Origin of the sequence: Priestia sp. JV24 (assembly GCF_025910025.1) — a bacterium.
In the GTDB taxonomy this organism is placed as follows: Bacteria; Bacillota; Bacilli; order Bacillales; family Bacillaceae_H; genus Priestia; species Priestia megaterium.
The window spans coordinates 592,902-614,766 of record NZ_JAPCIN010000020.1; the positions used below are offsets into that span (position 1 = coordinate 592,902).

Sequence of the window (21,865 nt, forward strand, 5' to 3'; positions counted from 1 at the left end):
CTCCTTCACCAATTTACCTATTATTTCCATTTTACTAAAATACAGCTAACACTTCACTATTTATGTCCAATAGCTGATCAGCAGCAAAAAGACCTTATAGATACTCCTATAAGATCTTGTTTTTCTAAAGTTCTAGATCAACTCATCCCGCTGAGCTTTCTCCAAACGCTCTTTGACTATTTTTTTAAACGCGTGAGGATCATCTACGCGAATGGCAACCTGCTTGTATTTCTTTTTGATTCCCATAAAAAGCGTTGCTTCGATTGGAGATTTTAGTGTTAGTAAAAGATCAGGATGAACGGTTTCAAAATCGCGTGCGATAAATTCAATCGTGGTGCTAGGTATTTTTTGTTGGAGAATGTGAGCGTCTTCTACTATCTCAGCGATGTCTCTAAATGATATCTCCATACGCTTGGCTAAGCCAAAAGAAATGTATAAACCATCATCTTCAACTCGTAAAGGGTTAAGCCTGAATGCCTGAATGTCTCCTACGAAGAAAACAATGCTATAAATATTAAGGATCAGTAAAACGACTGAAAGAATTATAGAGGTGTTGTGCAGCAGCCAGTGAAGCCCTAATGTTTCAATGACAATCGCATGAATAATCATAATTTGAAACGTGACAAAACTTGAGCGTTTATACAGAGTAAACGTATTCCCTTCATTACTGGGCTGCTTCTTCCACGTTCCAAACGCATAGTAAAACATCAGCATTTCTGAACAAAGGATGTGTAGAAACGTTTGGTTGGGGAACTTTTCGTTTACAGCCCGCGAAAAAGAAAATAAAAGCGGTAAAGAGCTTGATTTGATCCTTCTCAAAATAGGCGGTGCGTTTTTAACTAGCATAAACAGCAGCGAAAGTTCAAATAAAATGAGTACTCCTTCTATTCCAACACCGAGCCACATAACCGTCTGAAAAGAAGCCAAGTATTCACTTGGAATGATAAAACGCGCAGCAATAAGGCCTGTAGCCATTAACACAATAAAGTGCTTTAGACTGAACTTACGCTGCCAGGCTAGAAATAAGAGCGGAGCCACAAGACTTAAGTCTAAAATAGAACCTACTACTACTCCGTTGAGATCAGCAGGCAGCGACTGAAGACCAAAAGAAGAGTGGTACAACACGTAATTTGAACTTATGACTAACAGCAGTAAAAAAAGAGCAACAAAAGAAACTGTTTTTTTATGAAGAACCAAACAACCCACCTCACTTTAGTTAGTGAAACACGCAAATTCCTGTTACTTCCATTTTACCAGTGGAGTTGATTTAAGTCACTTTGTAGCGTGACATTATGTTATAAAATCATTTTTTTCACCAATTCTTTTATACAAATAATTTACAATGTAAAAAGAGTTTGACATTTATGGAACTGATGATAAAATAATAAATGTAAAATACTTTTTACATTTATTATAAGGAGGAGTAAGAATGGATTGGGTTAAAATTGTGTATTCATTCATCCTGTTAGTTTGCGGACTTTTGATTTTTGTTACATCATCTTCTCGAAAAGGTGATGAAAGAAAGAAGTTTATCAGCACGAAGGCTCAATCATACGCATTTGTGGTAGTTATAGGTATGCTGATTTTAGAAGTTATAGAGTCCATTTATCGGACTTTTCAAGGAAAAAATTCTTATGATGGCATTGGCATTTCGCCGCTAATATTTCTAACGATGATTTCAGTTGTATATTTGATAACGTTTCTCACCTACAGAAAAAAATACGGTGATTAAATGAAAGATCACAAGTAAGAAATAAAGAAGTTCAGCTCATCTTTCCTGATGAAACGATAAATATAGCCTTACTTTATAATTAGCTTTTAATACAGCCTCTAGATGACATCCGACAGTAGATGAGCTTGTTATAAGTGTTTTATTAACAAGGAATAACTAGACCTCCTACTGAGGTTTTTTTTTATGCACTCTTAAAATAAAACATCTCCCGTAACTAAAGTCAGGAGATGATATCATAAACGTTGAGTTCATTAGGATTTGCTTACTCTCTATTCCGTTTCTCAAGTAATTCAACAATTCTATCTTTTTGTTTAACAATCGTTCTTAGCTGTGCTTCTAGTGAACATAAAGTGATAAAAACGGCTATAAATCCTACAGTAGCTATAAATATAAAGGCTTCTCCGCTTTTTTAAACAATCAACCATATACGCCCTACATCTCAAAAAAGCTATGCCTTTCCACTTTGCACACTCTAAGCGAAAACGTTTGATACCATTCTTTTTTTCCTTTGTACTGCGCTGCGCGGTGGGCAAAGTTTTCTTTCCACATTCTTATTGATTCTAAGGAATCCCAGTATGAAACGGTAATACCTAAATCTTGATCTCTAGCACTTTCTATTCCTAAAAAGCCTTTTTGTTTAGATGCAAGCTCCACCATTTTATCTGCCATTATCCCGTAACCCTTCTCTCCTTCTGTTCTTTCAGAAGCGAAAATGACAGCATAATAAGGAGGATCAGGGGTTTTAACAATTCCAGGCATATTGATTTCCTCCTTTAAATAAAGTCTAATTAATCACAAAAAAAGTCTAATGTGAAGACTCTTTTACTCTTGATACGTAGAAGCTACTACTTTATATTTTTTCACTTTTGCTAGTTCTTTATCAGGGATTTGCGATGAAGCAGCGTCAAAAGAAATGGATTTTCCAGGAGTCAGCTGCGCTTCTTCCGATTGAAATGTAGTTCCTATAAACTCATTTTGTTTTCCATATAAGGCTCCACCAACCAGAATATATTCAATAGATTCTTTGGTATTGTTTGTAGCTGTTCCTTTGATATGTAAGATGTGATTCTCTTTTTCCTGACTCATTGCGTCGCCTTTAATTTTCAAGCTCTGTACATTACTTGCAGGTTTTATCGGATTAATCTTGACCTTTACATTATATGTATCTGGTTCTTTATTAATAATTCCTTCCGCTGAAATGTACCCTTCCTCGCCCGGCTTTAGTACATAGGGAGCAAGATGAACGTCGGGGTCACTTGGAATAATATGCGGATCAAGGACTTTTCCAGTTTTGTTTACATATTTTATTGTTGTATCGTTTACATTAAGCGTTTGGTCACTTTCATTTTTTATAACCGCAGAATAGCTCAGTACGTTATTATGAGTGATCGAATCTGCAAGTGTATAACTTTTTTCTTCTACTATTTTTATTTTTTCATCCTTTGTTTTCTCTTTCTTATGCTGGGCAGTGTCCGTTTCCTTGTTGCATCCAGCCAGAATGAACAAGAATGCTAAGAGTATTCCTAGCAGCAGTCTTACTTTCATGATGATTCCTCCGTTTAATACTATTTTTTTCACAAATTCCATTATAATACTTTTTTGGATTTATCTAAAGGGAATTTCACACCTAATTAGAATATGCTAAAATTATAATAAGATAAATATTCCATTTATGTGATATAGTTCTTTATATATAAGTAATAAACAAATAGAGTTAGAAGAGTTTTCGAAAGATTACCGCGTGATAGCTGCAGATATGCGAGGCTATAACTTATCAGATAAGCCAGAAGAAATTTCTTCTTACAGCATGCCTCACTTAATGGAAGATGTAAAACAGTTAATTGAAGCATTTGGTGAAAAAGAGTGTGTGTTAGTAGCACACGATTGGGGCGGCGCTGTTGCATGGGCATTTGCTTATACATACCCGCAGTATGTCAAAAAGTTAGTGATGTTTGATGCACCGCACCCTTACACATTTATAAGAGAGCTTGCTGAAAATCCTGCTCAACGAGAAGCAAGCAGCTATATGAGCTTTTTCCAACAGCCGAATTCTCAAGATGAGCTACTCGCAAATAATAGCGAAAAGCTAAGAAATATGCTGACGGAGCCCGGCATTAAAAAAGGCTATTTAACTAAAGAAGAAGAAGCTAAATATGTAGAGGCGTGGAATCAGCCAAATGCAATGAAATCAATGTTTAACTACTATCGTGCGTCTTCCCTTTACCCATTTGAAGAGCGCGTTCATAAACCCGTAGCACTGCCGCATAAAGTATTTCAGTCTCCGACTTTAATTGTATGGGGAAATGCGGACGAAGCGTTTGAAAACAGTAATTTAGACGGTATTGAAGAGTACGTTCCAAACGTAACAGTTCACCGCTTAGACGGTGTAGAACATGCGCCTCAGCATGAGCAGCCCCAAAAGGTAAATGAATTTATGAGAGACTTCTTAAGCAAATAAACTAGAAAAAGACTGCAAAGCACGGTATACAGCCAGCTGCTTTGCAGTCTTTTTTATAAATTATAAAACATATCGTCAACTATTCATTTCTATTATTGGATTATTTTCCAACTTTTTAATGGAGGTATACGGGGTATAAATTTTACTGTACAGATGCAATCCCCCTAAAGGAACATGTACATTTCTTTCTTACTTACCCTTTTTGGAACTCTCTTTTTTGAGAGTTCTTTTTTTACGCGTTTACTTCTTTCCCATCGGAAGAACAATCTTAAACAATGATCCTCCCGTCTCCTTATTATCGGCCGTGATGCTTCCTCCGTGGTTTTTCACAATGGAATGAGCAATATAAAGACCTAGCCCCAAATTCCCGTGCCCGCTTGTTCTCGACGCATCTTCTCTGTAAAACTTTTTAAACAGCTGTTCTTTGTTGGATAGTGTAAACCCAGGACCCGTATCATGTATTTCAAAGATTACTTCGCTATGATGAATGACGGTATTCCAAGCTATCTCCCCTCGTTCAGGCGTGTACCGAATACAGTTTGTGATGACATTATCTAATACTTGAGAAATGCGCTGAGGATCTCCGTAAAATTGATTTGGTCCGTCTGCTTCACTAATTGAAGATAAAAAGGTAATCTCTTTTTTTTGACATAAAAGCTGAAACTCGTCCCCTTTCTCATGAACAAATGTGTAGATATCAATAGGTTCCCGTTTTACGGTAAAGCCCGGGTTTTCTATGACAGATACTTCTTGCAGCTGATTTAATAGTTGAATCGAACGCTGTGTATTTGTGTAGATCGTATGTAAATATCGATTAAGCCTCTCCGCGTCCTTTTTGCTTCCTTCTATTAAAATTTCGGTGTGACCGTGAATGATTGTAAGAGGCGTTCGTAAATCATGCGCAATCGCAGCCGTCATATCCTTACGGTCTTCTTCTAGCTGCCACTGTTTAGCTAGCGATTGCTTTAATTCTTTTCGCATTTCTTCAAAGGCATGCAGCAGCTGACTTAATTCTTTGGCGTCTTGAGTCACGGACAGCGAAAAATCCAAATTATTATGTTGAATATTCTTTGCGGCTGTCATCAGCTCGTTAAAAGGTCGTTCAATTTTTTTGCTAAATCGTCTTCCAAATAAATAAGCAAACAAATAAAAATAAAGAAACGGACTGGCTAGAGATAAAAACGTTACAAGCGCAACGATCCATTTAATATTTGGGTTAGCCGAAGCCATGTTTAATTGATATCTTAACGCAATGGCCCCGTTTACTTCGTCTTTTGAATCAAAAAGCGGATAGACTTTTATAATATATTTACCTGAATGGATATTTGTATTAACCTGAGAATAAAAATCGCGTTTGCTCTTGATATATGAAGTGGACATGGAGCCATACACGATTTGTCCTTCTCTATTCATAATTTGATAATCCATGCCTTCTAGCGGAATAACCGATTCTACTTGGTTTTTAGCATCTTTAGAAAGGAGCGCGTCTTCTTTTTTCTTAACGAACTGAAGAATATCGGGAATTTGTTTTTCATAATAATTTGCTGGATTCAGTGCTCCGGGCATAAAAAACCAGTTCACTGAGATGACAATTCCCCACGTTAAAAGCGTAGCAAGCAGGCTATACAGCAAAATCACATGAAAAGATAAAACAAACTGCGCTTTTAACGTTGCCCGGTTCATCCATTTTTTTATTTTACCCATTTGTAACCAATGCCCCAAACGGTCGAGATATAAGGTGTTTCGTCACATTTTAATAGTTTTGCTCTAATTTTTTTCACGTGTTCTGTAATCGTAGATGAATCTCCTTCCGCGTCGTAGCCCCAAACTTTTTCATACAGCTGCTCGCGTGTAAACACCTGACCTGGATGAAGAGCGAGAAAATGAATGATCTCAAATTCTCTCGAAGTAAACGGAATTACTTCATTGTTATGTAAAATTTGATAGCCATTTAAATCAATGGTTAACTCTCCAAAATGAAGCCTGCTATAGGAATTGCTGCTAATTCTCTGCTCACGGCGCAGATGGGCATAAATACGGGCTTTTAGTTCTTTCATGCTAAAAGGTTTAACTAAATAATCATCTCCACCGACCAATAGTCCTCTTACTCTGTCCTGCTCCGTTTGCTTTGCGCTTAAAAAGATGATGGGGCATGATATGCTTTTTCTGATTAGTTCACAAAGTGCAAAGCCGTCCATGCCTGGCATCATCACATCCAGCACAATTAAATCTGGATTTATTTTTAACTTTTTTAACGCTTCTTGCCCTTCGTAGGCGAACAGCACCTCATACCCTTCATCTTGCAGCGCATCTTTCATAAATGAAATAATGTCTTTTTCATCATCCACTAGTAAAATTGTTTGATTCATCTCCAGCTCACCCTACCCATTCTTTCTTTTTCCATACGAATAGGTTTATTATAAGGCTAATGAGTAAAATTGGAAATAATAGGTTCACTAAAAATTCAGAGTTTGGCCTGCTTAATTCATGAAAAACAGAATCGGTTACGGAGAAAAAGAAGCTTAGTTTATCTGACACATACACACTTCCAATTAAAGCACCAATAGTTGCGACGTAAGATAAAATGGAATTAGGCATAAGAACACTCAGGATACTCCCGATACTAATAACCGCTATAAAGATGCAAAAACAAATGCCGTAAAATTTCAGCGAATATAGTAACGCTCCAACAGTCCCTAAAGTCTGTCCTCCTAAAAACGTTGTTTCATTTACATGAGGCATAACCATTCTTCCAAGGCATGTACCCACTAACCACGTAATACAAAGAATAATAAAAACTAGTAAACATTGAACCGCCCACTTTACAAAAAATAGCTTCACACGATGGTGCGGCCGAATTAGTACCATGCGCAGCGCTCCCGACGTGTACTCACCGTTGAAGCTATCTGCCACAAACATAGGAATGACAATAAACGTAATCGCAAAGGATAGGTCTCGAAGAAGCAGCGGTGCTGAATTTAAAGAATCAATTTTCACGTCGTGGTCTGCATCAAAAAACGAAATGCCTCCCCTTTGAAAAAAGAACCAAATAAAAGCAAGTAACCCTGCGTACACGGCTAATACAGCCGCTGTTTTCTTTCGTTTAAACGTTCGCTCTAATTCACTGATAAAAAGTCCTGTCATCATGTCTTTTCTCCTTTTATAGAAATGATTCTTTTTTTCGAATAGCTACATACGTTAAACCGCTAAAAAACAGAACATAAAAACCTAACACACCGAAATTCCATCCTACAAACTGCGGTTTTTCTGCCATCATGACTGTGATCCCCTGCCATTGAATCATCGGTACGGAAGTAAAAAACAGCTGTCCAAAAAGCTCTTCACTCATCCACTGCCTAAACCCTGTTAATAAAGTCGGGTACGAAAACGAGATCAGTATAAAAGCAACACCGATTCCAACAGCCGTAGTGGTCGTTTTGCTGATAACAGAGATAAAAAACAGCACACAGCATATCGCAATAGTCGTTAAATAGGCATATCCATAGAATGAAAGATTATATACTAGCGCTTCTTTTATGTTGAAAGCATGACTGTGATAAAACACAAAGTAGGTTTGCGGATGTTCAAACATCAGAAAGCCTATCACATAGCTCATACAAAAATACGTAATAAAAAACAGTAAATTAAACAGCAGAATCACTGCGGCTTTTGCTAGAATGATTTCTTTAAACGAATATGATCGTATCATGACCATTCGCAGCTGTCCTGACCGGTACTCGCCGGTAACAACGAGCGTAATAAAAACTAAGAACATGGCATTAAAAACGGTAAATAACATTTCAGCTAAGCTCAGTACAGGAAAGTTTCCCGCAAACGTATACTGTGGTAAATCGACTGTGAGTGCTCCGTTTTCTTTTTGGAGATAAGATGAAGCAGCTAACAGCACCACCGGCACTAATAGAAAGGTCAGCCACGCCACCTTTCTTTTCCAAAGTCTTTCCCACTCCGCTACTAACAGCTCCTTCATTGTGACACCAGCTCTACAAACGCATCTTCCAGATTTTTACCGGATGCTAACTGGTCCAGAGCGCCGGCCCATATTAGCTCTCCTTCTCTCATCACAACGATTTGATCACATACTCGCTGTAATTCATCCAGCAAATGACTAGAAATCAAAATCGTTTTGTTATAGTCGCGTTTTAACGTAAAAAGCAGCTCGCGCAGTTCACGTACGCCCATTGGATCTAAGCCGTTGGCCGGCTCATCTAGTATCAACAGGTCCGGGTCACCTAAGAGCGCTTGAGCAATTCCGAGCCTCTGCTTCATTCCAAGAGAATACGTTCGAACTTTATCGTTTTCTCTGCCGGTTAATCCCACGATATCAAGCACTTCTTTTACTCTTTGCTGCCTTTGTTGTTTTGTGTGAAATGAATGCAGGCGAGCTAAATTTGTCAGGTTTTCTTTTCCTGTCATATAAGGAAAAAAGATGGGCGACTCTACAATTGCGCCAACGCTTTGCAGCGCTTCTTTTCTTTGTGAAACAATATGTTTGTCATTAATAAAAACTTCTCCTGCGGTTGGTTTAATTAACCCCGTCAATAAACGAATTAAGGTCGTTTTACCAGCTCCGTTTGGTCCTAACAGCCCGCATATTTCCCCTTCATTAATTCGAAACGATACTTCTTTTACTAAGTGACGGCGTCTTACCTTTTTCGAAACGCTTTTTACATCTAAAATGATATTTTTCATCTTAAATCCCCCCTACACGTAGTATAGGAGGGATTTATAAAGAATTTATAAAGTTTATAAAAATTATTGTACAGGTTTTTTAGCTACGATATAGGATACCACCGCAAATAAAAGCAAAAACACGGATAAAAACAAATAGCCCGCACCTTCAAAGCCTCTTACTTCTCCATAACCAATATAAAAAAGTACAGCCGCAGTAATAACGGTTAGAATTGAAGGAGCCATTCTAACGACTTTGTTCCATTTCATTTTTCTGAATAGCCAAGTTAACACGAGTATAAGTACACCTGGCAACAGTGCAATAAGTAAAGGACCGCCTATCATCATCGTCTATCAACCTTTCAAAATATCTGTTACTGAGGAGCATGTATGGAGAAATATTTAAGTGCTGTGTTTAGTTTAGTTTTTTATTCCCTTTTCCGTAAATCACAACTGTGTAAGAATCATCTTTCACTTTATTTTTCATTTCTTTTGTTTCAAGAAATTCATCGATAATTCCTTTAAGTTCATCGGCAAATTTCTTATTATCTTCGGAAACGTTTAATGAAGTGTAGATAAATAATTTTGGCTCGGGATGAACAGAATAGCCTACCATCTTGACATGATATTTCTTTTTTCCTAATAAGTCTTCGCCTATATCCGTAACAATAGTTCCCCATCGATTATCTTGATCACGTTTCTTAAGATTTATTTTCTTTATTTTTATTAAAGCATTCTCTGCCTTATTTTCAGCCAGAACAGCATGAATGAGGGCTTTTATTTCTTCTACTCTCTTTTCTGTATTAGGAATTTCCAGCTCTACTCTTGGCGGAGAATTAAAACTAACGTTAGCTATTAAAAAATCATAATGATGCTTCTCTAATTCTGTAGAAATATCAGTTTGAATCTTTTCAATTTTTTTCTCTTGTGCATTCGGTTCCGTATAGACATACGGCTCCATTCTTTCAATTTTAAACGTATAGGCATCATATTGCCTTTTGGACAAAATGTTGGTTGCAATATCAGTTATGTCTCCTCGTACCTTATTAAAATACTTCTCCGACCCTTCTACTGATACAACTAATTCTTTTTTCCCTCCATAATAGGTCTGCCCCACGCTAGCTGTTTTATATCCCTTTTTTTCAAGCTCTTGATATAATACATCAGCTATAGGCTTTTGCTTAAAAAGCTGTCCTACGTAAGGAATTTTAGCAGCCACTTGGGCCATTGCTGGAGAAACAAAAGCTGAACTAATGAATGCACCGCTCAAAAGAAAGAGGGCAATCCCACAATATACAATATTTCTTACCAGATGATTTTGTTTTATAGAAAATAAATTTCTTTTAGACTTTGGTGGTGAAGATTCTAATTGATCAATGGTTTCTAAAAGCCTTTGTTTATGTTTTTGCTTCCTTGTTGGTTTCCAAATCAACTCCTCGTTCAATTTTTCTAGCGAATTGTCATCTATATAAAAATTAAACGGTTTCTTCATATACGTATCCATCCTTTACTAACTGCTTTCTTAAAGCAGGAATTGCCCTGAACTGCGCTGATTTTACTTTACTTTCAGACCAGCCTAAAATAGTCGCTGTATCTTTAACCGAAAAACCTTGAACTTTGCGCAGTAAAATAACTTTACGATGTGAATCTTTGAGCTTTCCTAACGCTTGATACAGTTCTAGAGAACTTTCTTTAAGCTCAATCATTTCTTGAGGTAAACGAGCATGATCCTTTTTCGAAAGAAGAAAGTCTTTTAAAAGACTAGCAGGCTTTTGTTTTCGAAAATAATCAATCGTTACATTATGGGCAATACGAAATAACCACGTCTTTTCACTAGCGTTTTGCTGAAATAAATCATAGGAAAGATAAGCTTTTACAAATGTTTCATGGGTCAAATCTTCAGCTTGCTGATAATCTTTTACGAGCATCAAAATAAATTTTAATAAGGCGTTACTGTGTTCGTCATACCAACGCTCAATCTCTTCTTTTTTCGTATTTTCCAATGTTCTGACCATCCTTTTAACTAATATTCGTTACTTAGACGTAATCTAGAATAAAAAGTTGTGGTTTTTATTTACAAAAATAAAAAAGCTCTCCTAATTAAGAAAGCTTTTACTATCACAATCTATGAAATTTTTAGTTAACTAAAGGCTTAGGGCTCGGAAATCCCATTCGCAATTGCTAATAAAAACATTAAGCCAGAAAGCAACACAATAAAGATGCTGTTTGCGATAATGCTAAACCACACAGCGCTCGGCTTCTTCGTTCGGACTCCTAAAACTAATGCCACAATAAAACCAAGGTCTATTGCAAAAAACAGCCACAGTGCAATAGTCAAATCTCCGCTTCTGTTTGGAAAAATTGAATTTGATGGAAATATCCAATCTGCAAAAAACACTACAAACGCAGCCACCAACAAAATCACCGTTAATAAAATTGGCTTATTTTCTTTTGAAACACTCATTTCAAATATCCTCCTAACTAAAGAAAATAATACCATATAATACTAAATTGAAATATACAAATTACAAAGTCTCAACATCAGAAAGAAAAAAAAGGACATAGATTTTTATTAACGGGTTCTTTTCTGGAGGGCAAAACTTACTTTCATAATGCATTCTAGTATGAATTGACACATGAATTCACGTTTTTTATTTGCTTGGTATTACTTCTATATTTGCTATTTCCCCTTAAATTCAAGCAGAAATTCGCATAAAAATTCTCGAATATGGAAATAATTATTTGAATTTAACCGTGAATTATTTAGTTAGTTTTAAAGATATTATTTATTTTAAGTAGGTTCTGATATCTTTCGTTGTTGATTTTGGAAGTTTTGTTGAACAAGTTGTAAATTTAACCTTCTAAAGTAAGGGCATTTCTTTGTATGGAGAAATGCTTTTTATTTTGTTTAAAATTAAAAGCATATTTCAATAATAACAATAATAGTATAATAAAAAACGATAATATTTTATTGCAAAACGATAAATCATATGTTAAATTCTTATTATCATTAAATAAGTGAGGTGTTTTTATGAATGTTAAACGAGGTTCTACCACTTTCTTAAAGGTAATAATTTTTCTAATTGGAATTGCAGTGCTTGCCGCATGTATATTTTTGTTGCCTGAAGCAGCCAGAAGAGATGCTGTAGAGCGTCCTGGTGATTATTCGTTATATCCACTTTTGGTATGTACATATGGAATATGTATCACGTTTTCTGTGGCGTTGTATCAAACTTTTAAACTTTTAACCTATATCGAAAAGAATAATGTTTTCTCTGAGTTATCTCTTCAGTCTTTGAAGATAATAAAAAAATGCACTTTTACTGTCATTTTCTTTATTTTGTTAGCAATAGTTTATTTAAGGGTGCATGCTCAATTCACAGGTGATGATGCAGCAGGTCCAATATCTCTAGGTCTAATGGGCATCTTGGCAACAAGTATCATCGCAGCCATTGTGGACGTGTTTCAAAAACCTATAAAGAATGTCATGGATTCACAGCCAAAAAACAATTAATATTTCAAAATATAGAAGAGGTGTTTTTTATGAAGATAGCAACCACATTATTTTTGAAGATAGCAGTTATTCTCATTGGAATTCCGGTTCTCGCTTTGTGCATATTTCTGGTTCCTGAACTGGCAGATGCGGTAGCGGATTTCTTAGGTATTCATTCCATAGAATATATCATTTTCATCCTTTTATATGGAGGAACATTACCTTTTTACTTCGCCCTTTATCAAGCTTTTAAACTGTTGAGTTATATTGACAAGAACATTGCTTTCTCTGCATTGTCTGTTCGAATTTTAATGAGAATCAAATACTGCGCCCTTTCTATCTGTAGTTTGCATGTCTTAGGTTTGCCCGTCTATTATCTCGTGGCAGATAAAGACGATGCCCCAGGTCTCATATTTGTTGGAATGGTCATTCCTTTTGCTTCGTTGGTTATCGCAGTTTTTGCTGCTGTTCTCCAAAGGCTTTTGCAAGAAGCGATTAACATAAAATCAGAAAATGATTTAACGGTCTGAGGTGGAGGATATGGCAATTATTATTAATATTGATGTGATGTTAGCAAAACGAAAAATGAGCGTAACCGAGCTTTCAGAGAGGGTTGGAATTACTATGGCGAATCTTTCCATTCTGAAAAATGGGAAAGCAAAAGCGGTTCGTTTTTCAACATTAGAAGCGATATGTAAGACTTTGGATTGTCAGCCAGGCGATATTTTGGAGTACAAAAGCGACGAAGACAATCAATAATAAAAGACCATAAATTTCTTCAATCATGAGGATTAGGTATTGAAATTAAAATGAAGGGGCAGCTTAATTGCTGTCCCTTCTCTGCTTTTATTGATTTTTTTTAATTAGAGAACTCGATTGAGAATTATATTGATATGGGTGACAATCTTAGACATAGCTCATTGCAAATATTCTTCCACTAAAGAAAGATTTAAGTAGCGAGCCATACCGGTTTTCATTTTACGAAACCCTGTTTTTTTATAAAACTCTTCATTTCCTGCTGTGGAAACAAGATGAACGCAGGAAATATCGTCAAGCTGAGCAAGCAGGTTCTCTATAATTTGCTGTCCAATTCCTTTGTTTTGATACTCCTTATCAATCACAACATCATAAATCGCAGCATTAAACACACCGTCGGAAAGAGCTCTGCCAAACCCTGTTATTTTATTTTCATCATAAGCAATCGCTACTACGTTGCTTGCTTGAAATATTTTTTTGATTTTTTCTTCATCATGGTTCTTCCACCCGACAGAGCGGTAAATTTCTTTCATCCTCGACCACTCAACGTTTTCTATAGAATGTGAAAAGGAAATCTTCATAGAATCTACTCCTTTTATTTTTATATAAACTATTTCTGTTTTCAAAAACAAAAGTCCTTGGTGATCATTCATTTATCTTTCAAATCATAACGAGTATTAAGGGTATAAAAACATATATTCAATATATAAATGTAGACAAAAATAAAAGTTCAAATCATATACGATTTGAACCTAAAATAAATACTCGATTTATAGACTCCCTAAAAAATGAATAAATTTCTTAAGACTTTGTGAGCGCTGCTTCCCTTTCTTTACTACAAAATCAATATGAACGTCTTCTGGAAGCTCTTGATATTGAATGCTTTTTATATCACCACGAGAATTTACTACGCTAGCCGGGACTACACTTATACCTAGTCCATCGCGGACGCCTTGTAAAATAGCTTCTAATGAATCAAACTCCATGATGCTGGCTTTATGTATATGATGTTCTTTTGAAAACGCTAATAGTCTGTTTCTATAGATGCAGTTCGCATCACTATTGATGAGCAGCGTTGGTTGGTCTTTTTCTTCTCTAGCTTCATATAGAGATGAGATAAGCACCATTTTTTCTGCATAGCGATAAACTCTTTCAAACTGAGCCTCGTTATAGGTACCGCTAAGAAAAAGTCCATCAATTTCCCCGTACGAAAGCATTTCCGGTAAGGCGTGTTTCCTATCTGTTTTTATTTTAACCTCAATATCCCGATGTTCTTTCAAAAAAGACGAGAACAAAAAAGGAACTTTAGTAGCAGAAACTGTCTGCGACGCACCAATGATTAAAGATTTTCTAAACTTATTCGGATTAACTTCTGCTTTAGCTTCCTCCATTAAACGTAAAATACGCTGGGCGTAGTCAAACAAAGCTTCCCCTTCGTTTGTTAACGTAACTCCTCGATTTGTACGTATCAATAATTTGGTGTCTAATTCTTCCTCTAGATTTTTAATCCGCTGGCTGATATGCGGCTGCACGTATCCTAATACCTCTGCAGCTCTTGATAGTGACTTTGCTTCTGCCACACATTTGAAAATTCGTAAGTCTTGGCTTTCCAATTTTAATTCCTCCGCTGATATCATTTTAAATGATACCTCTCTTAGTATTACCTATTATATCCTTTTTTCCATCGAAGATATAATAAAAGATGTTAAGGGAAAGGAAGGTTTATAGAAATGATCGATTTTAAAAATAAAGTATTTATTATTACGGGCGGCGGCACTGGTATAGGCAAAGCAACGGCTTTAAAGTTAGCTGACATGGGCGCAAAACTTGTGATAAACTACAGCAACTCAGAAAAAGAAGCTAAAAAAGTTGTGGAAGAAATCTCAGAAAAAGGAAGTATGGCTTTTGCTTTTCGAGCGAATGTAGCCAACGAGCATGAAGTGAATGAAATGATTCATCAAACGGTTACACAATTCGGACGGTTAGATGGATTAGTGAATAATGCTAGTATTACAGCTCAAATCTCCATGAATGACTTAGAGTCTGCAACGGATGACGTATGGGACTCTTTATATGATGTAAACGTAAAAGGCATGTTTCACTGTGTAAAAGCAGCCGTTCCACATATGAAAAAGCAAAAGTCAGGGGCGATTGTTAATGTAGGAAGTGTCGCCGGTACAACTGGAATCGGCTCGTCTATTCCCTATGCAGCAACAAAAGCAGCAATTCATACGATGACTAAGTCGTTAGCCATTGCCTTAGCACCACATATTCGAGTAAACTGCATCTCTCCTGGTGCAGTCGACACAAGGTGGTGGGCTGGCAACGAAGATAAAATGTATCAGCTTGCAGGCAATTTACCTCTTCAGCGCATTTCTTCTCCTGAAGATATCGCAGATGCTATTCTGTTTCAGTTAAAGCAAGAGTCTGTGACGGGCCAAGTATTTACGATTGATAATGGGCAAACGCTTTAAGCATATGCGAATATTTCTAAAAAATAAACCCCGCTACTAGCAAGAAATAGTAGCGGGGTTATAACAAGTACTATGCTAGTGATTGGATCCCTCTTTCCCCAGTGAAAACCCTTGAAACAGCCTGCCTCCGTAGGGTTTTAACACTTTATCAACTAGTTGAATCACTTTATCTTTACTCCCTGTTTTATAAAAGATTTCGAATGCCTCCACAAACTCTTTACTAAAGCCTTCATTATAGTTATTCAAAGACCGTACAATCCATTTAGAATCCCCAATCCAATGACCGTTTGTTCTTAACACAAATTCGTGCGTTATGTAAGCAAGCGTGTTGGCAATAAAAAGTGATTCACCTGTATTTAAAGAACAGATTAAATCATCTAAGGCATCGCTTATAAAATATCTTTTTAGTTTAATCGTCTCTTCTGACCATTTTTCCGGGCCTTTTTCTAGTAATTGTGCAGCTTCTTTTTTTATAGACTGCACCACTCCTTTATCCACTAAAATAATTCCCTCGGAAATCATTCTCGGCAGTGACGGTCTAGCCCTCTTACAGTCACTTTTAAAAAAGGCTTGGTATGAAGTCAGATTATGAGCAAAAACTTCAATTGCCCATCCACATTCAATGAGTGACTCCCTAAAAGAAGAAATAAGACTATCATCAAAAATAACAAGATCAAGGTCGGACGTATGTGTAGCTTCTCCTCTCACCACGCTCCCGGCGAGTAATGCCCCTTGACAGTTAGGATAATGCTTAAAAATGAATTGTGTAGCTGCTTGCAGCGGTTCTAACCTTTTTAGCTCTTTCATCATATTCCTCCAGAAAACAATGTATATTATTTTTCTGGTTAGAACGTGGAAATTCCTTTAAAAAGAAGTTCGTATTTATTTAATCTTCCTTAAAATGTATACTGTATTTTCTTTTAGTTACCATCATTTAAATGACTAGTAGAAACGATTGCTGCTCTCCATACATTCATAAATGACTGTTTTATCTAAATTACTTCTTGCCTTAAAGTTAACTTCAACGATTAAGCTAGTTTTATAGTTTTTAAACTACAAAAAAGGGGAAATACAATGCTGATTAAAAGAATGACGGTGCAGCTTTCTGGAGGACTTCAAGCTAGACATACAGCTTTATTTGCACGTGAAGCTTGTTCGTTTCAAAGTGACATTTTTATTACAAAAGATAGAAAATGTGTAAGTGGAAAAAGCATCATGAAGGTCATGGCTTTAGCTGTTAAAAAAGGAGATGAAATAACACTGCTGACAAATGGAGTGGATGAACACGCCGCCGCTCGCACCCTTGAAGAATTTCTTTTAACTAAACATAGATAAAAAGCTGCTACACTATTCCTTACTCTCCTTTTTTTCATAAAATCATAGAAAGCAAAATTTTTTAAAAAAACTCTTGCTTTAAAGTCGACTTTAACGTTTAAGCTAGTGTTGTACTTTTAAATACATCAAATGACGAAAGGATTGTGTTTTTACTTATGTGTAATCAACATACAACAACATCACGTGTTTTAAGTGCGCCGCATGCAAAGGCAAAATTCGAGAACACGACAATTGAACGCAGAGAACTGCGAGCAGACGACGTTTTAATTGATATTAAGTTTAGCGGTATCTGTCACTCTGATATTCATAGTGCATTTGATGAGTGGGGCGGCGGAATGTTCCCGATGGTTCCTGGTCATGAAATCGCAGGAGTAGTTGAAGCGGTTGGACAAAACGTAACAAAATACAAGGTTGGCGATCGCGTTGGCGTTGGATGTTTCGTTGACTCTTGCGGAGAGTGCGAGTACTGTGTAAACGGTGATGAGCAATACTGTACAAAAGGCGTTGTTCAAACGTATAATTCATTGGATTATGACGGAAACCGTACATACGGGGGCTACAGCCAAAAAATCGTCGTAAAAGAAGGATTCGTTGTTCGTATTCCTGATAAGTTAAGTATGGATGCAGCAAGTCCGCTTCTATGTGCAGGGATTACAACATTTTCTCCGTTAAAGCACTGGAATGCCGGTCCTGGCAAAAAAGTGGCGATCGTGGGAATGGGCGGTCTTGGACATGTAGCGATTCAATTTGCACATGCAATGGGTGCTGAAGTGACGGTATTGAGTCGTTCTAACAATAAAAAAGAAGAAGCTCTAAGCTTTGGCGCAGATCATTATTTTGCAACAAGTGATGAGACAACATTTACTGAATTAGCTGGTCGCTTTGACCTTATCTTAAACACAGTATCGGCTAACCTGAACGTGGATCAATATTTATCATTACTTCGCGTAGATGGAACGCTTGTTAACGTTGGCGCACCGGCTAACCCAGATCAGTACAGCGTATTCTCACTTATCATGGGACGTCGCAGCATTGCCGGTTCACTTGTAGGCGGCATTCGTGAAACACAAGAAATGCTTGATTTTGCGGCTGAACACGGCATTGCTCCTATGATTGAAGTCATCGATGCAAATCAAGTAGACGAAGCGTACGAGCGCGTTCTTCGCAGCGATGTTCGCTATCGATTTGTTATTGACATTTCTACACTGTAAGTTTTAAAAAAGCGGGCAGCTAATTGAATTAGCTACCCGCTTTATGTCTTCATAAAATAAGAAAAACAAACGATAAATTAGGCTTTAGATGAAAGTTCTTCCTGATACTTTTGTTCTAATTTATCATAGTAATCAATTTTCGTTTCCACTTTTCTAAAAGCCGCGTCCAGCTCTCTTTGTTTTTCCATCATTTTCTCTCTATGCTTTTCAAATATCTGCTTGCGCAAACCGATTGTATCATCGCCTTCTTGTGTTAATTCAACAATTTTACGTAATTCTAAAAGGGCAATATCCGTTTTTCGTAAGCAAATAATAAATTCCAGCCACTCGATATCAGACTCGCTAAAAATACGATTTCCGTTTTCATCTCTTTTTATAAAAGGTAAAAGCCCTTGCTGTTCGTAGTATCGAAGCGTATGCGTAGGCAGCCCTACCTTTGCAGCGGTCTCTTTAATATGATATTCCATTCCACTATACCCTCCATCGCCATTCTTAGTACGGCGTTTGCTTTATGTATCTAAGCTTCCCTTTCCAAGGGTGCTTTCAACTCATCTTTTAGATTTCTACTATACGATATATATAATAAATTCCGCTATTTTCTTTGCTACAAGGTAACTGTATAAATAGTATCATAAACATTAAAGTAAACGTTAAGGCAACTTATAAAGAGCTGCCGTGAAGTCAGCAGCTCTTTTCATTTTTATATAAAATACGATTAATCTGCGGCCAGCACTTTACTTAGTTCATTTAATAAATAATCAAGGGTTTGACTGATTCGAACTGTATTACGGCTTGTAAAACCTTCTGTAAGTCCTAACATAACCATATGCTCTCTTGCTGTTTCGATTTCTGTCATTAAGACTTGCATGACAACTCCTTTATACCACTTCACAGCTCATCACCCCTTTTTACTATACATATATCTCATATGCGGTAATCTTAAACCTATCATACAGGTTTTTGGGGGTGAATAGCGAGTTTTATAGCTTCAACAGTTTTATTTTTTATAAAGTCAATATACTAATATACTTATTGAAATAGAAAGTATCACTCCACTTTCTGTTAGAAGTTAAGAAAAGGCCTCCATTTAGGAGGCCTTTTCTTATTTCTTATAAAGCAGTCTAATACAAAGCCTTAGCCTCTAAAATATTCTCTATAATACGAACCTTTCTCACACTCTATCTCATAGCGCAGCCTCGTCTGCTTTCTGTAAAGCTCTTCGGACAGCTCATTAAATTCACCTTCTGTGATAGATCCATGAATTAAATTGTTGAATAAATTATTAAGATGTTCAGTTAATTCTTGAAGTTTTTTTTCTTTCAATGAACCTCACCCTTTAAAATAATTTTCATCTCCTAAAATTATATCAAATAAAACGTTTTCATACGATATATTTTTTTAATGAATTATCGTATTAAAGTGATGAAAGTATTTTTTAACTACCGCAAAACAGTCGAAAGGCTCAGATAAATCATTAATCACATGATTTCAGCAAAAAATAAGTGGATAAAGACCACAGACAAAAAGGCAAATGGTATCAACCGTTTTGACAAAAGCATAGGATGAAAAGAAAAATTAAACGAGAAAAGGAGAATGAGTATGCACTATACACCTTATTATCATCAGTGGCAGACCCCAGTGTATTACGGCTGGCAGCCATATAGTTATTATGTGCCGAATCACTATCACACCAGCGAACAGTTTCAGCAAAGAAACGGTAAATTAAAGGACTACGGACCAAGGCCGTTTGTTATTAACATTAATGAAGCGTCAAAGCAAAACAATACGTACCGCACTGCTTTATGGACGGGAACACATTTACAAGTGACGCTAATGAGTCTTAAGCCCGGTGAAGATATCGGCTTAGAAATCCACCCTAACGTTGATCAATTCCTGCGCATTGAACAAGGGCAAGGCGTTGTTCAAATGGGCAAAAGTAAAAACAATCTAACCTTTAAACGAAAAGTCTACGATGATGATGCGATATTTATCCCTGCCGGAACGTGGCATGATGTCACCAATACGGGTACCACTCCGCTAAAGCTTTACTCCATATACGCTCCCCCAAACCACCCATTTGGTACGGTTCATGTGACAAAAGCAAACGCTCTGGCTGAAGAACATTAAAGATAAGCAGAGCGTTATGCAGGATTGGAACGCTTGTTCAGGATCAATACTAAGTGAATAGATGGATGTTGACTAAAAAAGCTCGCTAGAAAATCGGTGTATGACCTTTTCTAGCGGGCTTTTTTTAAACTTGCTATACATAAAGGATTTTGTAGCCACGGAAAGAATTATAGAATAAACTAATCTTTTTAAACCGCTTAAAATAACTGAAAGGCAAACAGACAATGAAATTTTTTTATAAAATTCCCAAATCAAACGTAAATCCTTCTCTTAAACTAGCAAGAAAAATTATATATATCTGTAGAAGCAGTCATTATGACCATGCTTGTGATTAAATCTTTTACTGTGGCTTATGAAAACGACATAAATTTAATTCTCAGGCAGCTAAATGAACTAAAAGCTTCGATTGGCGGATTTGGCATAAACGAATCACTATTTTGGTTTATGATAAAGTGCAGTATCTTCACCATTGTTACATTCGATCTTTGCTTATATGTCCGAAAAATGCTAAAAAGAAACAAAAGAGCTTTATGATTTATACGCTAAAGCTTTTACATTGGACCGCTGTTAATTTCCGTGCAAGGCTTCGCTTTCCGCGGGCGGTCGATGAGCCTCCTCGTCGCTTGCGCTCCTGCGGGGTCTCACCTGTTCCGCTTTTCCCGCAGGAGTCTTCGCCTTGCCCTCCAATCAACAGCTAGAAGCATTTAAACACATGAAACCTACATTCAGCATACCAATAAAAAGCCGAACAAGTTGGATTCACGATCAAGAATCAAACTCGTTCGGATCTTCCTTTAGCAAAAACACTTTTGCCCCTGCCTCATGTTTAATAGAAAAATAATAAAAGTAGAGGCATATTACACCTCTACTTTCTGTTTAGAAATCTACATCGATATCTTCTTGAATGGTTCCGGTCACTTTTTCACTTTTAATTAATTGACCTTCTTTAAATGTTTCTTCTTCCTCATTTTTAACGGGTTTCAGCTGTTTATAGGAAGGAGCTGACGCAGAGCCAAGCTCTTTTTTAAGCAAATGAATTTCGCCTAACAGCTCGGTTCTTAATGAATGAATTAACGAGTGAAAATCTTCTTCCCGGCTGTCTTTCTGCCCGTTTTGTTCCACAAGCTTCGCTACATAATCCTGAAGTTCCTTTGCCTGCGAGGCCTCATACTCCTCACGATTTGCAGCAAGACGTGAATTCATTTCTTTTTTTAGTAAGTCAATTTCGCCCAACAGCTCTTTTCGAAGTGAATGAACTAACGTCTCCACTTCATTTTCTTTGCTCATTTTTTGCAAGTCTTGCTGTATGAGTCTTACTACATAGTCCTGCAGCTCGTTTGCCTGCTGTTTTTCTTTCAGAAATGAAGACACTTCTGACGGAATGTCAGCAGTGTCAATTGTGAAATTTGCACGTTCATCTCTATTACTTACGGTCTTTTGTCTTGCTCCTATCATATCTGCTGATAGATTGCCAGCAGTCAGAAACGCATTTGATAGTAAATAAAATGGTGCAGCCATTTGGGAGCTTAACTGACCGTACCAATCATCTAGTGCTTCCTTAAGGCGCGTGTTTTGATGACTCATATATGC

General features: G+C 36.8%; 29 protein-coding genes. 9 read left to right on the forward strand and 20 right to left on the reverse strand.

Going from position 1 to position 21,865, the window contains the following annotated elements; genetic code table 11:
- Positions 1-132: 132 nt before the first annotated feature.
- Positions 133-1,206, reverse strand: a complete 1,074-nt coding sequence (locus OK414_RS18325; RefSeq protein WP_404932057.1) for a beta-carotene 15,15'-monooxygenase — start codon at positions 1,204-1,206, stop codon at positions 133-135.
- 223 nt (positions 1,207-1,429) lie between these two features.
- Here OK414_RS18325 and OK414_RS18330 point away from each other — a divergent pair, with 223 nt between their 5' ends.
- Positions 1,430-1,732, forward strand: a complete 303-nt coding sequence (locus OK414_RS18330) for a hypothetical protein (RefSeq protein ID WP_034650216.1) — start codon at positions 1,430-1,432, stop codon at positions 1,730-1,732.
- Positions 1,733-2,164: 432 nt separating this feature from the next.
- Here OK414_RS18330 and OK414_RS18335 read toward each other — a convergent pair whose 3' ends face one another.
- Positions 2,165-2,491 (reverse strand): antibiotic biosynthesis monooxygenase family protein, encoded by a 327-nt coding sequence (locus OK414_RS18335; RefSeq protein WP_263045318.1) that lies wholly within the window; start codon positions 2,489-2,491, stop codon positions 2,165-2,167.
- Between the two features lie 63 nt (positions 2,492-2,554).
- Positions 2,555-3,277 (reverse strand): FxLYD domain-containing protein, encoded by a 723-nt coding sequence (locus OK414_RS18340; protein WP_237892644.1) that lies wholly within the window; start codon positions 3,275-3,277, stop codon positions 2,555-2,557.
- 163 nt (positions 3,278-3,440) lie between these two features.
- On the opposite strand from OK414_RS18340, the gene OK414_RS18345 reads away from it, so the two are divergent.
- Positions 3,441-4,190, forward strand: a complete 750-nt coding sequence (locus tag OK414_RS18345; protein ID WP_263045370.1) for an alpha/beta fold hydrolase — start codon at positions 3,441-3,443, stop codon at positions 4,188-4,190.
- Positions 4,191-4,430: 240 nt separating this feature from the next.
- Here OK414_RS18345 and OK414_RS18350 read toward each other — a convergent pair whose 3' ends face one another.
- From OK414_RS18350 to OK414_RS18390, 9 genes are all read right to left on the reverse strand, one after another.
- Entirely contained in the window at positions 4,431-5,894 is a 1,464-nt protein-coding gene (locus tag OK414_RS18350; protein WP_263045319.1) for a sensor histidine kinase, read from the reverse strand.
- Positions 5,882-6,559 carry a response regulator transcription factor gene (locus OK414_RS18355; protein WP_016766561.1) on the reverse strand — a complete coding sequence of 226 codons (678 nt, stop codon included), beginning with the start codon at positions 6,557-6,559 and terminating at the stop codon, positions 5,882-5,884. The genes OK414_RS18350 and OK414_RS18355 overlap by 13 nt, the downstream gene beginning before the upstream one ends.
- A 7-nt stretch (positions 6,560-6,566) precedes the next feature.
- Entirely contained in the window at positions 6,567-7,337 is a 771-nt protein-coding gene (locus OK414_RS18360) for an ABC transporter permease (protein ID WP_051975577.1), read from the reverse strand.
- Between the two features lie 13 nt (positions 7,338-7,350).
- Entirely contained in the window at positions 7,351-8,178 is an 828-nt protein-coding gene (locus OK414_RS18365) for an ABC transporter permease (RefSeq protein WP_263045320.1), read from the reverse strand.
- Complete coding sequence (locus tag OK414_RS18370) at positions 8,175-8,900, reverse strand: ABC transporter ATP-binding protein (RefSeq protein ID WP_047931400.1); 726 nt, start codon at positions 8,898-8,900, stop codon at positions 8,175-8,177. Before OK414_RS18370 ends, OK414_RS18365 begins: the two co-directional genes overlap by 4 nt.
- Before the next feature lie 63 nt (positions 8,901-8,963).
- Complete coding sequence (locus OK414_RS18375) at positions 8,964-9,227, reverse strand: YesK family protein (RefSeq protein ID WP_263045321.1); 264 nt, start codon at positions 9,225-9,227, stop codon at positions 8,964-8,966.
- A 67-nt stretch (positions 9,228-9,294) separates the two neighbouring features.
- Positions 9,295-10,371 (reverse strand): DUF4030 domain-containing protein, encoded by a 1,077-nt coding sequence (locus OK414_RS18380; RefSeq protein WP_263045322.1) that lies wholly within the window; start codon positions 10,369-10,371, stop codon positions 9,295-9,297.
- Complete coding sequence (locus OK414_RS18385; RefSeq protein ID WP_016766555.1) at positions 10,355-10,882, reverse strand: RNA polymerase sigma factor; 528 nt, start codon at positions 10,880-10,882, stop codon at positions 10,355-10,357. Before OK414_RS18385 ends, OK414_RS18380 begins: the two co-directional genes overlap by 17 nt.
- Positions 10,883-11,031: 149 nt before the next feature.
- Entirely contained in the window at positions 11,032-11,343 is a 312-nt protein-coding gene (locus OK414_RS18390) for a hypothetical protein (protein ID WP_263045323.1), read from the reverse strand.
- 567 nt (positions 11,344-11,910) lie between these two features.
- On the opposite strand from OK414_RS18390, the gene OK414_RS18395 reads away from it, so the two are divergent.
- From OK414_RS18395 to OK414_RS18405, 3 genes are read left to right on the forward strand one after another with little or no spacing between them, the layout of a single operon-like run.
- On the forward strand, positions 11,911-12,393 hold the full coding sequence (locus OK414_RS18395; RefSeq protein WP_263045324.1) for a DUF2975 domain-containing protein: 483 nt from the start codon (positions 11,911-11,913) through the stop codon (positions 12,391-12,393).
- 29 nt (positions 12,394-12,422) lie between these two features.
- Positions 12,423-12,902: a DUF2975 domain-containing protein gene (locus OK414_RS18400; RefSeq protein WP_221788122.1), complete on the forward strand. Its 480-nt coding sequence runs from the start codon at positions 12,423-12,425 to the stop codon at positions 12,900-12,902.
- A 10-nt stretch (positions 12,903-12,912) separates the two neighbouring features.
- Complete coding sequence (locus OK414_RS18405) at positions 12,913-13,131, forward strand: helix-turn-helix domain-containing protein (protein WP_013058154.1); 219 nt, start codon at positions 12,913-12,915, stop codon at positions 13,129-13,131.
- 158 nt (positions 13,132-13,289) lie between these two features.
- On the opposite strand, the gene OK414_RS18410 is transcribed toward OK414_RS18405, so the two are convergent.
- Positions 13,290-13,709 (reverse strand): GNAT family N-acetyltransferase, encoded by a 420-nt coding sequence (locus OK414_RS18410; RefSeq protein WP_263045325.1) that lies wholly within the window; start codon positions 13,707-13,709, stop codon positions 13,290-13,292.
- A gap of 189 nt (positions 13,710-13,898) precedes the next feature.
- Positions 13,899-14,741 (reverse strand): LysR family transcriptional regulator, encoded by an 843-nt coding sequence (locus tag OK414_RS18415; RefSeq protein ID WP_263045326.1) that lies wholly within the window; start codon positions 14,739-14,741, stop codon positions 13,899-13,901.
- A gap of 117 nt (positions 14,742-14,858) precedes the next feature.
- Here OK414_RS18415 and OK414_RS18420 point away from each other — a divergent pair, with 117 nt between their 5' ends.
- Positions 14,859-15,602 carry an SDR family NAD(P)-dependent oxidoreductase gene (locus tag OK414_RS18420; protein WP_263045327.1) on the forward strand — a complete coding sequence of 248 codons (744 nt, stop codon included), beginning with the start codon at positions 14,859-14,861 and terminating at the stop codon, positions 15,600-15,602.
- Between the two features lie 75 nt (positions 15,603-15,677).
- Here the strand turns inward: OK414_RS18420 and OK414_RS18425 are convergent, their stop codons facing one another.
- Positions 15,678-16,409, reverse strand: a complete 732-nt coding sequence (locus OK414_RS18425; protein WP_263045328.1) for a nucleotidyltransferase domain-containing protein — start codon at positions 16,407-16,409, stop codon at positions 15,678-15,680.
- 267 nt (positions 16,410-16,676) lie between these two features.
- Between OK414_RS18425 and OK414_RS18430 the strand changes: the two genes are divergently transcribed.
- Together OK414_RS18430 and OK414_RS18435 are read left to right on the forward strand one after the other, a co-directional pair.
- On the forward strand, positions 16,677-16,937 hold the full coding sequence (locus OK414_RS18430) for an HPr family phosphocarrier protein (protein ID WP_016766547.1): 261 nt from the start codon (positions 16,677-16,679) through the stop codon (positions 16,935-16,937).
- A gap of 155 nt (positions 16,938-17,092) precedes the next feature.
- Entirely contained in the window at positions 17,093-18,148 is a 1,056-nt protein-coding gene (locus OK414_RS18435; protein WP_263045329.1) for an NAD(P)-dependent alcohol dehydrogenase, read from the forward strand.
- Between the two features lie 77 nt (positions 18,149-18,225).
- On the opposite strand, the gene OK414_RS18440 is transcribed toward OK414_RS18435, so the two are convergent.
- The 3 genes from OK414_RS18440 to OK414_RS18450 form a co-directional block, all read right to left on the reverse strand.
- The gene (locus OK414_RS18440) at positions 18,226-18,615 is read right to left on the reverse strand and encodes a MerR family transcriptional regulator (protein ID WP_016764980.1); all 390 of its coding nucleotides are present in this window, start codon (positions 18,613-18,615) and stop codon (positions 18,226-18,228) included.
- Positions 18,616-18,863: 248 nt separating this feature from the next.
- Positions 18,864-19,040: an aspartyl-phosphate phosphatase Spo0E family protein gene (locus tag OK414_RS18445; protein WP_016764981.1), complete on the reverse strand. Its 177-nt coding sequence runs from the start codon at positions 19,038-19,040 to the stop codon at positions 18,864-18,866.
- A 242-nt stretch (positions 19,041-19,282) separates the two neighbouring features.
- Positions 19,283-19,471 (reverse strand): hypothetical protein, encoded by a 189-nt coding sequence (locus OK414_RS18450; RefSeq protein WP_013058178.1) that lies wholly within the window; start codon positions 19,469-19,471, stop codon positions 19,283-19,285.
- 276 nt (positions 19,472-19,747) lie between these two features.
- Here OK414_RS18450 and OK414_RS18455 point away from each other — a divergent pair, with 276 nt between their 5' ends.
- The gene (locus tag OK414_RS18455) at positions 19,748-20,275 is read left to right on the forward strand and encodes a cupin domain-containing protein (protein ID WP_016764982.1); all 528 of its coding nucleotides are present in this window, start codon (positions 19,748-19,750) and stop codon (positions 20,273-20,275) included.
- Between the two features lie 535 nt (positions 20,276-20,810).
- Here OK414_RS18455 and OK414_RS18460 read toward each other — a convergent pair.
- Positions 20,811-20,966, reverse strand: a complete 156-nt coding sequence (locus OK414_RS18460; RefSeq protein WP_162488940.1) for a hypothetical protein — start codon at positions 20,964-20,966, stop codon at positions 20,811-20,813.
- A 185-nt stretch (positions 20,967-21,151) separates the two neighbouring features.
- Positions 21,152-21,859 (reverse strand): hypothetical protein, encoded by a 708-nt coding sequence (locus OK414_RS18465; RefSeq protein WP_016764984.1) that lies wholly within the window; start codon positions 21,857-21,859, stop codon positions 21,152-21,154.
- Positions 21,860-21,865 lie beyond the last annotated feature (6 nt).